The organism is Ectopseudomonas toyotomiensis (assembly GCF_900115695.1).
Taxonomy (GTDB): domain Bacteria; phylum Pseudomonadota; class Gammaproteobacteria; order Pseudomonadales; family Pseudomonadaceae; genus Aquipseudomonas; species Aquipseudomonas toyotomiensis.
This window is the reverse complement of the sequence record NZ_FOXK01000001.1, coordinates 411,587-426,049: the sequence shown is the minus strand read 5'-3', so window position 1 is coordinate 426,049 and position 14,463 is coordinate 411,587. Positions and strand designations below refer to the sequence as shown.

11 protein-coding genes and 1 other RNA gene are annotated in these 14,463 nt (G+C 62.8%); 8 read left to right on the top strand and 4 right to left on the bottom strand.

Annotation, left to right across the window (positions count from 1 at the left end; translation table 11 throughout):
- Positions 1–86: 86 nt before the first annotated feature.
- From BM186_RS02125 to BM186_RS02100, 6 genes are read left to right on the top strand one after another with little or no spacing between them, the layout of a single operon-like run.
- Positions 87–1,163 (top strand): 4-oxalomesaconate tautomerase, encoded by a 1,077-nt coding sequence (locus BM186_RS02125; protein WP_074913335.1) that lies wholly within the window; start codon positions 87–89, stop codon positions 1,161–1,163.
- A 38-nt stretch (positions 1,164–1,201) separates the two neighbouring features.
- Positions 1,202–2,452 carry an OprD family porin gene (locus BM186_RS02120; protein ID WP_074913333.1) on the top strand — a complete coding sequence of 417 codons (1,251 nt, stop codon included), beginning with the start codon at positions 1,202–1,204 and terminating at the stop codon, positions 2,450–2,452.
- Positions 2,453–2,493: 41 nt separating this feature from the next.
- Positions 2,494–3,474, top strand: a complete 981-nt coding sequence (locus tag BM186_RS02115; protein WP_074913331.1) for a Bug family tripartite tricarboxylate transporter substrate binding protein — start codon at positions 2,494–2,496, stop codon at positions 3,472–3,474.
- Positions 3,475–3,526: 52 nt separating this feature from the next.
- Positions 3,527–3,979, top strand: coding sequence for a tripartite tricarboxylate transporter TctB family protein (locus BM186_RS02110; RefSeq protein ID WP_074913329.1), 453 nt, complete (start codon positions 3,527–3,529; stop codon positions 3,977–3,979).
- A gap of 4 nt (positions 3,980–3,983) precedes the next feature.
- Complete coding sequence (locus BM186_RS02105; RefSeq protein ID WP_074913327.1) at positions 3,984–5,498, top strand: tripartite tricarboxylate transporter permease; 1,515 nt, start codon at positions 3,984–3,986, stop codon at positions 5,496–5,498.
- A 14-nt stretch (positions 5,499–5,512) separates the two neighbouring features.
- Positions 5,513–6,472 carry a D-2-hydroxyacid dehydrogenase family protein gene (locus tag BM186_RS02100; protein WP_074913326.1) on the top strand — a complete coding sequence of 320 codons (960 nt, stop codon included), beginning with the start codon at positions 5,513–5,515 and terminating at the stop codon, positions 6,470–6,472.
- 276 nt (positions 6,473–6,748) lie between these two features.
- On the opposite strand, the gene ssrA is transcribed toward BM186_RS02100, so the two are convergent.
- Positions 6,749–7,140, bottom strand: a transfer-messenger RNA (tmRNA) gene (ssrA, locus tag BM186_RS02095).
- Between the two features lie 128 nt (positions 7,141–7,268).
- On the opposite strand from ssrA, the gene BM186_RS02090 reads away from it, so the two are divergent.
- Positions 7,269–10,184, top strand: a complete 2,916-nt coding sequence (locus BM186_RS02090) for a hybrid sensor histidine kinase/response regulator (protein WP_074913324.1) — start codon at positions 7,269–7,271, stop codon at positions 10,182–10,184.
- Positions 10,185–10,200: 16 nt separating this feature from the next.
- On the opposite strand, the gene BM186_RS02085 is transcribed toward BM186_RS02090, so the two are convergent.
- Both BM186_RS02085 and BM186_RS02080 read right to left on the bottom strand, forming a co-directional pair.
- Positions 10,201–10,446 carry a hypothetical protein gene (locus tag BM186_RS02085; protein ID WP_074913322.1) on the bottom strand — a complete coding sequence of 82 codons (246 nt, stop codon included), beginning with the start codon at positions 10,444–10,446 and terminating at the stop codon, positions 10,201–10,203.
- Between the two features lie 67 nt (positions 10,447–10,513).
- On the bottom strand, positions 10,514–12,367 hold the full coding sequence (locus BM186_RS02080; RefSeq protein ID WP_093049891.1) for an Lnb N-terminal periplasmic domain-containing protein: 1,854 nt from the start codon (positions 12,365–12,367) through the stop codon (positions 10,514–10,516).
- A 142-nt stretch (positions 12,368–12,509) separates the two neighbouring features.
- On the opposite strand from BM186_RS02080, the gene BM186_RS02075 reads away from it, so the two are divergent.
- A complete protein-coding gene (locus BM186_RS02075) occupies positions 12,510–12,821 on the top strand; it encodes a TraR/DksA family transcriptional regulator (protein WP_074913319.1) in 312 nt (103 codons plus the stop codon).
- Here BM186_RS02075 and BM186_RS02070 read toward each other — a convergent pair.
- Positions 12,814–14,454 (bottom strand): cation:proton antiporter, encoded by a 1,641-nt coding sequence (locus BM186_RS02070; RefSeq protein ID WP_074913317.1) that lies wholly within the window; start codon positions 14,452–14,454, stop codon positions 12,814–12,816. The two genes, BM186_RS02075 and BM186_RS02070, sit on opposite strands and share 8 nt — an antisense overlap.
- Between the last annotated feature and the right edge of the window lie 9 nt (positions 14,455–14,463).

Genomic DNA, 14,463 nt, shown 5'->3' with positions numbered 1-14,463 from the left:
AAATATATGCATTTTACAGAATAAATATTGGCTCCGCATAATCGACGCAAAGCAACAATCATCAGTTTTATTGCGTTGGAGGCATCATGCGGACGGTACCTTGTGTACTCATGCGAGGCGGCACTTCGAAAGGGCCGGTTTTCCTGGCCAATCACCTGCCCACTGACCCGCAACAGCGCGACGAGGTACTGCTCAGCCTGATGGGCTCCGGCCACGAGCTGGAAATCGACGGTATCGGTGGTGGCAGCCCGCAGACCAGCAAGGTGGCGATCGTCAGCCGTTCGCCGCACCCGGATGCCGATGTCGATTACCTGTTCGTACAGGTCATGGTCACCCAGCGCCGCGTCGACACCGCGCCCAACTGCGGCAACATGCTCTGCGCCATCGGTCCGTTCGCCATCGAGCACGGTCTGGTCAATGCCAGCTCGCCGATGACCCGCGTGCGTATCCGCAACCTCAACACCAACACCTTCGTCGACTCCGACGTGATGACCCCTAACGGCCGCGTACGCTATGACGGCGACACGGCCATCGACGGCGTACCTGGCACTGCCGCGCCGATCAAGCTGACCTTCCTCAACGCCGCTGGTGCCAAGACCGGTCGCCTGCTGCCCACCGGCCGCATGCGTGACGAGTTCGATGGCGTCGTCGCCACCTGTATCGACATGGCCATGCCGATGGTGCTGATGCATGCCGAGGCACTGGGCAAGACCGGCTACGAGTCGCCCGCCGAGCTGGACGCCGACAGCACGTTTCTCCAGCGCCTGGAACGCATCCGTCTGCAGGCCGGCTTGGCCATGGGCCTCGGCGACGTGTCGCAGATGGTCATCCCCAAGCCGGTACTGCTGGCGCCTGCACGCCACGGCGGCACGCTGAGCGTGCGCTATTTCATGCCGCATACCTGCCACCGCTCGGTCGCCGCCACTGGTGCCATCGGCCTGGCCACGGCCTGCGCGCTGCCCGGCAGCGTCGCCCACGACGTCGCGCCTATCGAAGGCGAGGCGCTGGTACGCCTGGAGCATCCGGGCGGGCAGATCGAGGTTTCCCTGCAGCCTGCCGCAGATGGCAACCCCGAGCACCTGCGCGCCTCGTTGGTGCGCACGGCCCGTCGCCTGTTCTCGGGTGAGGTGTACATCCCCAGCCTGAGGCGCACCGGCAGCTGATTTCGCTTCACCACAACCACACCCCCAGGGCCACCACAATGACAAGAAAAAAATCCCTCAGCTGCTCCGTCATCGGTATGACGGTCATGGCGCTGCCTGCCGTCGGTGCCAGCGCTGCCGGTTTCATCGAAGACAGCAAGGCCAGCCTGGAGCTGCGCAACTTCTACCTCAACCGCGACTTTCGCGAGAATGCCGGGCAGAACAAACGCGAAGAATGGGCGCAGGGCTTCATTCTCAACCTGGAATCCGGCTACACCCAGGGCACCGTGGGTTTCGGCCTCGATGCCATCGGCATGCTGGGCATCAAGCTCGACTCCTCGCCCGATCGCAGCGGCACCGACCTGTTGCCGCGCGACAGCAAGAATCGCCCCGAGGACGACTACAGCAAGCTCGGCGTAACGGGCAAGGTGCGTTTCGCCGAGAGCCAGCTGCGCGTGGGCACCTTGCTACCGAAGATGCCCTACCTGCAGTACAGCAACTCGCGCCTGCTGCCACAGGTATTCGAAGGCTGGCAGCTGCAGAGCAAGGATCTCGAACGCGCCACCTTCACCCTGGGTGAGATCGACCGCGTGGTGCAGCGCAATGTCTCCGGCTCCGACAAGCTGATGCTGAACAACAAGAACGGCCGTTTCGGCGGCAGCCCGGAAAGTGATGAATTGCGCTTCGGCGGTGTCGACTATGCGATCAACCCGCAGTTGCTTGCCAGCTATCACTACGCCGAACTGAGCGACGTCTATCGCCAGCACTTCCTCGGCGTGCAGCACAATCTGGCGCTGGGCGCCGGCAAGCTGAAAAGCGACCTGCGCTACTTCAACAACACCGAGGCCGGACGGAAACTGGTCGGTGACATCGACAACCAGGTCATCAACGCCATGTTCACCTACAGCGTCGCAGGCCACTCCCTGGGCCTGGCTTACCAGAAGATGCTGGGTGACGATGGCTTCACCTACGTCAACGGCGCCACGCCTTACCTGACCAACTTCCTGCAGATCAACGATTTCGCCGGTCCCGACCAGCGTTCCTGGCAACTGCGCTACGACTTCGACTTTGCCAAGGTCGGCGTCCCTGGCCTGACCTTCATGACCCGTTACGTGCGCGGTGACCAGGTCGATCTGGCGAGCGGCGAGGGGCGTGAGTGGGAGCGCAACACCGATATCGCCTACGCCTTCGCCGATGGCCCGCTGAAGAATCTCAAGGTGACCTGGAGGAACGCCACCTACCGCTCGAGCTTCGTCCGTGATCTGGACGAGAATCGCCTGATCCTGAGTTATATCGTGCCGCTCTGGTAATGCATCGGCTGTACATACAAGACCAATAAGAGGAACCCATCATGATCACCTGCTCTCTCCGTCGTATTCTGCCGCTGTCCCTCGCCGTATTGCTTGCCAGTGGCTCGGTACTGGCTGGCGAACCTTCACGTCCGGAGTGCATCGCCCCGAGCAAACCAGGCGGCGGTTTCGACCTGACCTGCAAGCTGGCCCAGGCCGGTTTCAAGGACGAAGGCCTGCTCAAATCACCCATGCGCGTAACCTACATGCCGGGCGGCATCGGCGCCGTGGCCTACAACTCGATTGCCGCCAACCGCCGTGCCGAACCCGGCACCTTGGTGGCCTTTTCCGGCGCCTCGCTGCTTAACCTGGCCCTGGGCAAATACGGTCGTTTCGACGAGACCGCGGTGAAGTGGCTGGCCACCGTCGGCAACGATTACGGCACCCTGGCGGTACGTGACGATTCGCCCTACAAGAACCTCGATGACGTGGTGCAGGCGCTGAAGAAAGACCCGAAAAGCATCGTCGTCGGTGGCGGCGGCAGTGTCGGCGGCCAGGGCTGGGTGAAAATCGCCCTGTTGGCCCGCGCCGCGGGTGTCGATCCGCGCGAGCTGCGTTATGCGGCGTTCGAAGGTGGTGCCGAGCACTACATGGCGCTGATGGGCGGTCATGTGGACCTGGTCACCGGCAGCGCCAGCGAGATTCGCGCGCAGCAGGGCAACAAGATTCGCACCCTGGCGATCTTCAGCGAGGAGCGTCTGGGCGGTGATCTGGCTTCGATCCCCACCGCACGTGAGCAGGGCTACGAGATTCAGTGGCCGCTGATCCGTGGTTACTTCCTCGGCCCTGACGTGAAAGAGGAGGACGTGGCCTGGTGGCAGGAGCGTTTCGCCAAGCTCGCCGCTTCCAACGACTTCCAGGCCTACCTGGCCGACCGCGATGTACTGCCTTACTACGTGACCGGACCGGAGCTGGATGCGCTGGTCAAGAGCCAGGTGGCGGAGTACCGCAAGCTGGGCCGCGAGTTCGGCTTGGTCGAGTAACAGAGTTTCCATGCGCCGTCACTGACGGCGCAGCGTTCTGGAGCGCATCCACATGCATGACCGTATCTTTGCGGGGGTGACCCTGCTGCTTTGCTGCATCCTGGGATTTTTCGCCTGGGGTTACAGCGCCCCGTTTTCCTACGAGCCAGTCGGGCCCAAGGCCTTCCCGTTGCTGCTGTTATTGCTGATCGCCTTCGGCTGCCTGCAACTGCTGCTCCAGCCGGCCGGTGACGTGCAGGGCGAAGAGCCGCCCCTGAACCGCGAAGTGATGGTCAAGGCGCTGGTCTTTCTCGGCCTGATGATTGGCTATGCCGTGCTCTTCGAAACCATTGGCTTCATCCCCGCCAGCGTGCTGTTCGGCATCGGCATGGCGCGTCTGTATGGCGGTAGCTGGCTGCACAGCCTGATCAGCGGTGTGGTGTTGGCCATCGGCCTCTACCTGCTGTTCGACAAAGCACTCGCCGTACCGCTGCCGCTTGGCATCCTTTCGACCCTGGAGAGCTGAACCCATGGATACTCTCGGTTATCTCAGCCATGGCTTCGGCGTGGCGCTGAGCCCCTACAACCTGCTTACTGCCCTGTGTGGCACCTTGATCGGCACCGTCGTTGGCCTGCTGCCAGGCCTTGGCCCTATCAACGGCGTGGCCCTGCTGATTCCCGTTGCCTTCGCGTTGGGGCTGCCGCCGGAAACCGCCTTGATCCTGCTGGCGGCGGTGTACCTGGGCTGCGAATACGGCGGCCGTATTTCCTCGATCCTGCTGAACATTCCGGGTGAGGCATCCGCCGTGATGACCACCCTCGATGGCTACCCGCTGGCCCGTCAAGGCCAGGCTGGTGTCGCGCTTTCCCTGTCGGCCTGGAGTTCGTTCATCGGCGGTCTGATCGCTACCGCTGGCGTCGTACTGTTCGCACCGTTGCTGGCCAAGTGGGCGGTGGCGTTCGGCCCCGCCGAATATTTCGTGCTGATGGTCTTCGCCATCACCTGCCTGGCCGGGATGGCCGGCAACAAACCCCTGAAGACTGCTGTCGCGGCGCTGATCGGCCTGCTGCTGTCGTGCGTGGGCATCGACGCCAACAGCGGCGTCTATCGCTTCACCTTCGGCAGCCTGGGCCTGGCCGATGGCATCCAGTTCGTGGTGCTGGTGCTGGGGCTGTTCTCGGTCAGTGAGCTGCTGGTGCTGCTCGAGCGTACCCATCATGGGCAGAAGGCGATCAAGGCCAGCGGGCGCATGCTGTTCAGCCTCAAGGAGGGCGGTTTCGTCCTGGCCACCAACCTGCGCAGTGGCGTGGTCGGTTTCGTCCTCGGCGTGCTGCCAGGTGCCGGCGCGACCCTGGCCAGCGCGGTGTCGTACATGAGTGAGAAGCGCATGGCGGTGAAGGACAACAAGTTCGGCAATGGCGACCTGCGCGGCCTGGCCGCACCGGAAACCGCCAACAGCGCGGCTGCCTGCGGCTCCATGGTGCCAATGCTGACCCTCGGCGTACCGGGTTCGGGCACCACTGCAGTGATGCTCGGCGCCCTGACGCTGTACAACATCACGCCGGGGCCGCTGCTGTTCCAGAACCAGCCGGACATCGTCTGGGGCCTGATCGCCTCGCTGTTCGTCGCCAACATCATGCTGATCGTCATGAACGTGCCGATGATCAAGGTCTTCACCAAGGTGCTGGCCGTGCCTTACTGGGCGCTGGTGCCGGCAGTGGCGATCATTACTGCCATCGGCGTGTATGCGGTGCATGCGACCACCTTCGACCTGTACCTGATGATCGCCATCGGCATCTTCGGCTACGTCATGCGCAAGCTGGACTTTCCGCTGTCGGCGATCCTGCTCGGCTTCATCCTTGGCGGGATGATGGAGCAGAACCTGCGTCGCGCACTGTCCCTGTCCAGCGGTGATCTCGGTATCCTCTACGCCAGCCCGATCACCTGGGTGGTCTGGGCGCTGGTGGCGGTGATGATCGTGCTGCCATTCTGGCGCGCCTGGCGTGCGCGCCGTCAGCAGAGCCCCGTAGCCAGCGAGGCCTGATTCGGAGACTTGGCATGCGTATCGTGATACCGGATGACTATCAGCGCGTCGTGCAGCAGCTCGATTGCTTCAGGCTGTTGGAGGGCTTCGATGTCCGCCTGTATCACGATGCCGTCAGCGATCCGGACGTACTGGCCGAGCGCTTCGCCGATGCCGAGGCGCTGGTGCTGACCCGTGAGCGCACGCGTATCGATGCCGCGCTGCTGGCACGCTTGCCCAACCTGAAGCTGATCAGCCAGACCGGGCGAGCCGGCCCGCATCTGGATCTGCAGGCTTGCCGCGAGCGCGGTGTGACCGTCGCCGAGGGCACCGGCTCACCCATCGCTGCAGCCGAGCTGACCTGGGCGCTGATCCTCAATGCCCGGCGTCAGCTGCGCGAGGCCATGAACGGCCTGTACGCCGGACACTGGCAGGTCAACCTGGGCCAGCGCCTGTATGGCCAGACGCTGGGCATCTGGGGTTACGGCAAGATCGGCCAGCGCCTGGCGCGTTATGCGCGTGCCTTCGACATGCAGGTGCTGGTGTGGGGCAGCGAGGCCTCGCGCCAGGCCGCCATCGCCGATGGCTACGAGGCCGCATCGACGCGCGAAGCTTTCTTCGAACAGGCCGACATTCTCACTCTGCACCTGCGCCTGGTGCCGGCTACGCGACATTGCGTAAGCGCCGCCGACCTGGCGCGGATGAAGCCTGACGCCCTGCTGGTCAACACCAGCCGTGCCGAGCTGATCGCCCCTGGGGCGCTGCTCGACGCGCTGGACCGTGGCCGTCCTGGCCAGGCGGCGCTGGACGTGTTCGAGCAGGAGCCGATCCTACAGGCCGATCATCCACTGCTGGTCCGTCCGCGCATTCTCTGTACGCCGCATCTGGGCTACGTCGAAAAGCACAGCTACGAAGCCTACTTCGGCGAGGCCTTCGCCAATGTCAGGGCGTTTGCGGATGCGAGGGCAGCAGGGCGCAAGACGGCGAATTGCTGAGTTGCCCTTCTCGCGAGTACTTCCCTGTTCGTGCTGCGCAGTTATTGCTGATCGGCGCCCAGATACTGCTGGCGCTGGACGCGGGCGTGCTGCGTAGCATCTGCCACACCTTCAGGGGATGAGTGCGAGCCGGGCATCGCGGCTTGTTTGTGGGCTCGACGGGCTTTGCTCTGAACACCGGCACAGCCGCCGTGCCCTAGAGGAAAGTCGATGCCCTGACAACACAAAACCCTTGACTCTCATGAAGGGCGTCAAGGGTTTCATGTTTGTTTCAATTGGTGGAGCCGGGGGGATTTGAACCCCCGTCCGCCAGTTCTCCACTGTCGGTACTACATGCTTAGCCGTGTCTATTGAGTTAACCCTCAGCCGCCCGACGGGCAGGGTGCATTGGGCGAGTTGTGTAAGTTTTAGCCACTTCGTCCACAACGTACTACGCGGCGATCCTGTTCTGCATGACAATCACTTCAGGTTTACAGGCATCCCCTAGTGATCGCTGGAGCCGAAGCTACCAGAAGGACTAGTCGCGCCGCTTACGCAGCGAGAGCGTAGCCCTCGTAGTTTTCGTCATTGGCAACTATAGAAAGTTGCAACAGTTGATTTACGACTTCTGTTACCAAGTCGGCATGCACCTCGAGCTTCGCTACCGGCGTCGAATCCTAATCGGCCCCAAAACTTTTCGGTTACAGATAGGACGTCGAGTGTACGGCAAAGGTTCCTCAGCGTCGACTGCGGATTCCATCGCGGGAAGCTATGATGGCGCCTCGCATCTGCCTGCGTCCTCTGCAAAGGAGCTGTAATGCCGAGTTCTAGCCGCTACCCTCTACGTCAGTGGATCTGGCGAGCGTTCGTGCAAAGCGCGCTGATCCCGCTGATTCTGGTGGAATCGGTGCTGATCGCGGTGTATCTGCTGAGCAATCAGGCGATTCGTGACGCGCAGATCGAGCATCTGCAGGAAACGGCCGTGAAGGATCTGGCCAGCGCCGCGTTGCGCGAAGCGCAGATCATCGACGGACGTCTGCGCTCTATCGAGTCACTGGTACAGGTGTACCGCGACGGCGCTCACAAAGCACTGCTCGATACCCGTTTCCAGGCCGATGAGCTTGAGCGCCAACGCCATGCAGTCACTGACAGTGGTGTGTTCTATACCCGTAGCGATGACGGGCGCGCAGCATCCTTCTATGCCAACAGCACGCCACTTGCTCAGCAGGATCACGCCAAGGTCATGCGTCTTTCGCAACTCGATCCGCTGATGCGTTCGATCCAGCAGGCCAGCCCGCTGGTCGCTGCGCTGTATTTCAATAGCTGGGACAGCTACAACCGTATCTATCCCTGGTTCGATACGCCCGCGCAGTATCCCCACGACATGGTGATACCCGATTACAACTTCTATTACCTCGCTGACGCCAAGCACAACCCCGAGCGCAAGGTTATGTGGACCGAGGTCTACCTCGACCCGGCAGGCCTGGGATGGATGATGTCGGCCATCGCCCCGGTGTATCGCGAGGACTTTCTTGAGGGGGTGGTCGGTCTGGACGTGACCGTCAGCCAGGTGTTGGGCGAGATCGCTGAGCTCAACGTGCCCTGGCAGGGCTACGCGATGCTGGTGAGCCATGACCACAACATCATGGCGTTGCCGAAGGCAGGGGAGCTGGATTTCGGTCTGCGTGAGCTGACCCAGTACTCCTACGAAGAGGCCGTGCGTCGTGAGGTACTCAAGCCCGAGGACTTCAACCTGGCCAAGCGCGAGGGTATGGAGCCATTGCTGCAGGCGATGAACGAGGGCAATGGCAACGTGCAGGAAGTGCTACTCGGCGGCCGTAAGCAACTGGTGGCCTGGAGCGAAATTCCGCAAACCGGCTGGCGCTTGCTATTGGTGGTGGACGAGGGGCAGATCTTCCATGACACCAACCAGTTGGCCGAGCGTTACATGCAGATCGGCTATCTGCTGATTGCCGGTTTGGCAGCGTTCTATCTGCTGTTCTTCGCCCTGATGTGGCTGCGCTCGCGCAACCTCAGCAAGCAACTGGCCGAGCCCATCGATGGCATCGTCGACATGGCGACCAGCCTGGGACAGGGCAAATATTTACCAGCCGTGCCGGACAGTCATATCGCGGAGGTCAGTCGCCTGGCTGACGCCGTGCAGCAGGCCGGCAAGCAGCTGAAGGCCAGCGAGCATGAACGGCAGGAGGCGCAAAGCATTCTGCAACTGGTGCTGGAGAGTACAACTGAAAGTCTCTGGCAGATCGACACCACTGACCTGACCATCGATCTCAGCGAGCGCTTCGTACGGCGTTTTGGCCTGGGTGCGAAGCACCTGACGCTGAGCGAGTTCAACCAGCGCGTGCACCCCGATGATCTGGAACGTTTGCGTCACCTGCGCAAGCTATTCGCTGATAAGGGCGAAGAGTATTTCGACGCCGAATACCGCTATCTCGATTGCCGCGGCGATTACCTCTGGCTGCTCAGCCGTGGCAAGGTGCTGGCGCGTGACGAGAGTGGATGGCCTCTGCGCATCGCCGGTACGCACGTCGACATCACTCGGCTCAAACAAGTGCAGGAAGAACTGCGCCACGCCAGCCTTGAAGCGCTCGCGGCCAGCCAGGCCAAGAGTCGCTTTCTCTCCAGCATGAGCCACGAACTACGCACGCCACTCAACGCCATCCATGGCTTCGCCCAGTTGATCGAGATGGAGGCGCAGGATAAGCAGGACGCCAGGTTGGAGACCGATTACGCGCGTGAGATCGTCAGCGCCAGCCGTCATCTCACGTCGCTGGTTGATGACATTCTCGACTTGTCGAGCATCGAGAGCCGGCGCCAGCAGCTGCAGTTCCAGCCGATCGAAATCGGTGCGTTACTCAGCGGTTGTGCGGAGCTGGTGCAGCCCGAAGTGCAGCAGAAACAGCTGCAACTGCAGGTGATGGAGGCAGCCAATCCGCCCTTGTTCGTACAGGGCGACCCGCGGCGGGTAAGGCAGATTCTGCTCAACCTGCTGTCCAATGCGATCAAGTACAACAGCCCGCGCGGCATGATCCGCATGGGCTACGAGGTGCGTGCCGATTGTGTTCGGTTGTGGGTTGACGACACTGGGCCGGGTCTTTCCAGCGAGCAACAGGCGCAGCTGTTCCAGCCGTTCCAGCGTCTCGGCCGGGAGAGCTCGAATATTCCCGGTACCGGCATCGGGCTGGTGCTCTGCCGTGAGCTGGCCACGCTGATGGAAGGCGAAATCGGCGTGCGTAGCGAGCCTGGTGTCGGTAGTCGTTTCTGGCTCGACATCCCCAGTGCGGCCAGCCCTGATGTGCTCGGTGACGAGACTGCCGAGGTGCCGGCGCAGGCCGTGCAAAGTCTGGTGCAGGTGCTGTGCGTGGAGGATCACCCCGCCTGCATGAAGATTCTGCAGGCATCGTTGCGTGAGTTTGCCGAGGTCAGGGGCGTGAGTTCATGCCAGCGGGCACTGGCTGAATTGCAGGAAAGCGAGCCGGCACTGGTGTTGCTGGATATCGACCTGCCTGACGGCAATGGGCTGGATGTTCTAGACGCGATGCGCGCTGATCCACGTTTGCGTGATGTGCCGGTAATGGTGATCAGCGCGGTGGCCGATGCACGGTTGTTCGAGGATGCCAAAGCGCGCGGCGCTTCGGCCTGCCTGAGCAAACCGGTGGATTTGCAGGAGGTGCGTCAGGTCGCGCTGGGCTTGCTGTACAGCGGTTATTGAGCGAGCCCAGCGTGATTCATTCGCTGGCGGCCAGCAGGTCGAGGGCTTCGCCCAGCACCTTGACCGACTCGGCATGATCGCCGGCCTTATGCAGGGCTTCGCCTTCGGCGCGCAGCTCCTGCACCTTGGCCAGTACCTCTGGGTCGGCAGGTGGATCGCTTTGCAGCAATGCATCGATCTTGGCCATGTCCTGCGGGCAATGCATGGCCCATAGTGGCAGGCTGACCAGGGCAGCGGCGAGAAACATGAGCGTGCGACGCATGATGACTCTCCTGAAACGTGTGGCGGGAATTTCAGTATAGAAGCCTGTCGTCACTGCGTTGGTTCGATCAATAGTGATACCAGCGCAGCTCCAGCTTCACTTCGTTGACCGGGCTGGCCAGTTGGCTGAACTCGCGCTGGGCGATCAGGCGCAGGCCGAGGTTGCGTGAGACTTCCCACTGCTGGTTGAGCGACAGACGTCGGCGCACTTCGCCGTTGTGGAAGTAGTCGCCGGCTGCCTCCAATGCCAGGTTACCCAACGGGTTGCGCCACAGCAGCCCGCTGTTGAAGCCCAGCGCCGGGGCGATCACGGCAGCGAAATCCTCGTTGTATTCCAGGCGCGCGGTGCCGAGGGTGAAGCCGAGCAGGTCATCGTGCAACTGCCAGGTGGCACCGGCGCCGCCGCTGATATGGCCGACCAACTGGGTGTCGCCATCTTTGCCGAGCACCCGCTCCAGGCCGCCGCCAACCTGCCAGGACAGCGGCTGCAGCAGGGCATTGCGCGGAGTCAGCGAGCGGATGTTGGCCAGGTCCAGGCGTTGCAGTTGCCAGTGGTTGTTCTCGTACTGGCGCAGCTTGAGCTGGAGGATCTCGATCTGTGCGCCGAGGGGGAAGCCATCGAGGTTGTCGTTGAGGTCGTGGTAGGCCATGCGCAGGCCGTACTCGGCGAAGGCACGATCGTCGCGGCTGCCGCCGGCCAGTTGCCAGGTGCGCGACTCGTGACCTTCCTCGGACAGTGGCGGGCGCTCGACTTCCAGGGGAGGCGGCGGGTTGCGATTGATCGCGCCGAGCAACTGGAAGCTGCGCTGGGCGTTGCTGCTGCGTTCTTCATCGTTGGCGTGGTAGCGCACCAGGCGGAAGGCAGCGTCCTGGATCAGCGCGCGGCGTTCTGCTGGCTGGGTGAGAAAGTCACTGTCATCAAGCAGCGTCGGGTCTTGGCTGAGGCGCAGGACCCACGCCTGTTCGTCGCTATCGAGTGGTTCGGCGCGCGCCAGCAGTTCGCGCTCGCGCGAGGGGCGATAGTCGATTCGTTCGATCAGCCCGGCATCCTTGACCGCGCGCACGGTGTCGGTGGGGATGGCAGTCAGCGGGAAGTATTCGGTCAGCTCGATGCCGGGGCGGGCGATTTCCAGCAGCTCCAGCAGGCGGTAGGAGCAGTTCTCGTCGAAGAAGAAGTAGTCGAAGCGGATCTGCTTGAGCTCCCAGACATGCTCGACCATGCGCGCGGTTTCTTCCGGCGTGAGGTTCAGCCGATATTCCCACAGGTCGCGGTTTTCCAGGCGGTTGTACTCGCTGAGCTTCTCGCGGTAAGGCACCAGGGCGAACAGGCCGGGGTAGCCGCCCATCAGGCCACGCCAGGCATAGAGAATGCTGTTGTCGTCACCTTCGATGAAGGCGCCGAAATTCAGCGCGTAGCTCAGCAGCGCGGTGTTGTGGCTGTCTATATCGGGCTGGTCGATGCGCAGCAGGGTATGGCCGAACATCGACGAGGGGCTGTTCAGGTAGGCCGCCGGGAACACCAGCACCGTACTGTGCGGATTGACGTCGGCGAACCAGTTTCGGTATTCGGCGCAGTCGGGGCTGGGCAGGTCATCGAGCTGCAGCTGCGCCTTGAGCCAACGGGTACGCGCTGGGTAAACGCATTGCGGGTGGCGGTCGCCCTGTTCAACGGGGTGGTACAAGGCCTTCAGGGTCGCCTGCAGTTCGGCCACAGGGTTGCTGTCGCCATCTTCTGCGAGAAAGAAATCGTCGTCATCGACATAGCTGCGCCAGCCGCCGAACTTGCCGGTCTCGTAGTGGCCGAGGGCGATCCAGTAGGGGTCGTTGGCCAGTTGTGCGAGCGTGGCGGCATGCAGGGGAAGACTGAGGCTCAGGGCAAGGACGGCGAATATCCGTTTCAAGATCGCTGTTCTTCTGGTCATGGCGATGGCCGAGCTTTGGCCAGGCTGTCGATTGGTGTCAAGGCAGTCGAACAAGACATTTCGCGCAAGTGCTGACCGGCGTCAGTCACGGTTTTCGCGCGGGGTATCACACTGAGCGTTCTTCAACGCTAGGAGATTGCTCATGGCTCACCGTGATGTGCTGGACGCTCTGCTGCATGACTACACCACCCGAGCCGAGGCGATTCGCCGCGATCTGGGGCGCAGCCATTCGGCGGATTTCGCCGAGCAGGCGCAGCAGCGGCAGAACGACGAAGTGCTCGAAGCCCTGCTGGCCGAGGCCGAACATGGCTTGCTGCTGGTGCGCCAGGCGCAGCAGCGCCTGGCCGAAGGGCGTTATGGCGAGTGTCTGTGTTGTGGCGAGCCGATCGAAGCGGCGCGCCTGGCAGCCCTGCCGGTTGCCGAATACTGCCTGGGCTGTGCGCAGTTCAACTGAGCGGTTGCTCCACTTCTTGCAGCAGGCGCCGGGCGGCTGAGTCGGCGGCATCGATATAGGGCTGCAGGACGCTGGCGGCGCCGGCGCGTGTAAAGGCTTCCAGATCGCCTTCGCGGAAGGCGCTGAGGGTCACGCTGCCGCGGAAGCCGGCGCTTCGTGCAGCGCGCAATAGCAGCGCATTGACCTCGCGCTGCGGGATGGTGCTGACCAGCGCCCGCGCCTGTTGCAAGGGTAGATGGGCGATGAAGTCGGCGTCTTCGGCATCGCCATAGCACACCGCCAGGCCTGCTCGGCGGGCGCTGGCCAGCGCCTGCGGGTCGAAGTCCACGCCCAGCACGCGTAAGCCACCGTCCTGCAGACGATGCGCCAGTTGGCGGCCGTAGCGACCCAGTCCGTAGACGATGACCTCGACCTGGGTCTGGTCCGGGGCATTGTCTTGGGCGTTTTCGCGGTGGGCGACGCGCCGCTCGAATATCCCGAGCCAGGGCGACAGGCGCTCGAACAGCGGCTGCGAGTAAAGAATCATGTAGGTGGACAGCGTGATGGTGATGATCCCCACCAGGGTGGTCAACCCCAGTGCCGCGCTGCCTACATGGCCGAGGCTGATGCCCATGGCGACGAAGATGATGGAGAACTCGCTGATCTGCGCCACGGTCAGCCCGGCCATGAAGCCGGTGCGCTTGCGATAGCCCATCGCGCCCATGATGGCCATGACGATCAACGGGTTGCCGATCAGCACGAATAGCGACAGCAGCATAGCGCTGCCGATCTGCTGGTGCAGGTAGGAGAAGTCCAGCTGAATGCCCAGGTGCAGGAAGAAGAACAGCAGAAGGAAATCACGCAGACTGGTCAGGCGGCTGGCGATGGCTTCACGCAGTGGCGTCGACGCCAGGCAGAAGCCGGCGATGAATGCGCCCAGTTCCTTGGACAGCCCCAGTGCCTCGGCGCCGCCGGCCAGCAGCGTACCCCAGGCGATCGCCACCAGCATCAGCAATTCCGGCGAGCGGGCCATGGGCGCCAGCAGGCGCGGCAGGGCGAAGCGCACCAACAGGTAGAGCAGCACAAGGCTGGCCAGCAGCGTGCCGAGCAAGGCCGGTGGCGGCAAGCCAATCTTTTCGCTGCCGGCCGGTTGATACAGGCTGATGACCAGCATGGCCAGCACCACGGCGATGTCCTGCACGATGAGAAAACCCATGGCGATACGCCCGTGCAGCGAGTCGATCTCGCCTTTGTCCGACAGCAGCTTGACGATGATGATGGTGCTGGAGAATGTCAGCGCCACGGCCACGTAACCGGCGCTGACCCAGTCCAGGCCGAGCAGGCGGCACAGGACCAGGCCGGCGATGATGGTGAAGCTCAGTTGCCCCAGGCCGGTGGCCAGGGCGACGGCGCCCAGGGTGCGCACCAGGTGCATGTCCAGCTTGAGGCCGACGACGAACAACAGCACCGTGATGCCGATTTCCGACAGCAGGCTGATCGAGCTGTGATCACCGGCCAGATTCATCGCGGCTGGGCCGGCGATGATACCGACCAGGATGTAGGCGATGATCAGTGGCTGGCGCAGCCGTACGGCGAGCATGCCCAGCAGGGCAGACAGGCTGAGCAGGGCGGCGATTTCCTGAAAGGCACTCATAGGCAAGGC

Coding starts and splice junctions, on each gene's coding strand:
- BM186_RS02125 (WP_074913335.1), top strand. CDS start 87: ATGCGGACGGTACCTTGTGTACTCATGCGAGGCGGCACTTCGAAAGGG.
- BM186_RS02120 (WP_074913333.1), top strand. CDS start 1,202: ATGACAAGAAAAAAATCCCTCAGCTGCTCCGTCATCGGTATGACGGTC.
- BM186_RS02115 (WP_074913331.1), top strand. CDS start 2,494: ATGATCACCTGCTCTCTCCGTCGTATTCTGCCGCTGTCCCTCGCCGTA.
- BM186_RS02110 (WP_074913329.1), top strand. CDS start 3,527: ATGCATGACCGTATCTTTGCGGGGGTGACCCTGCTGCTTTGCTGCATC.
- BM186_RS02105 (WP_074913327.1), top strand. CDS start 3,984: ATGGATACTCTCGGTTATCTCAGCCATGGCTTCGGCGTGGCGCTGAGC.
- BM186_RS02100 (WP_074913326.1), top strand. CDS start 5,513: ATGCGTATCGTGATACCGGATGACTATCAGCGCGTCGTGCAGCAGCTC.
- BM186_RS02090 (WP_074913324.1), top strand. CDS start 7,269: ATGCCGAGTTCTAGCCGCTACCCTCTACGTCAGTGGATCTGGCGAGCG.
- BM186_RS02085 (WP_074913322.1), bottom strand. CDS start 10,446: ATGCGTCGCACGCTCATGTTTCTCGCCGCTGCCCTGGTCAGCCTGCCA.
- BM186_RS02080 (WP_093049891.1), bottom strand. CDS start 12,367: ATGACCAGAAGAACAGCGATCTTGAAACGGATATTCGCCGTCCTTGCC.
- BM186_RS02075 (WP_074913319.1), top strand. CDS start 12,510: ATGGCTCACCGTGATGTGCTGGACGCTCTGCTGCATGACTACACCACC.
- BM186_RS02070 (WP_074913317.1), bottom strand. CDS start 14,454: ATGAGTGCCTTTCAGGAAATCGCCGCCCTGCTCAGCCTGTCTGCCCTG.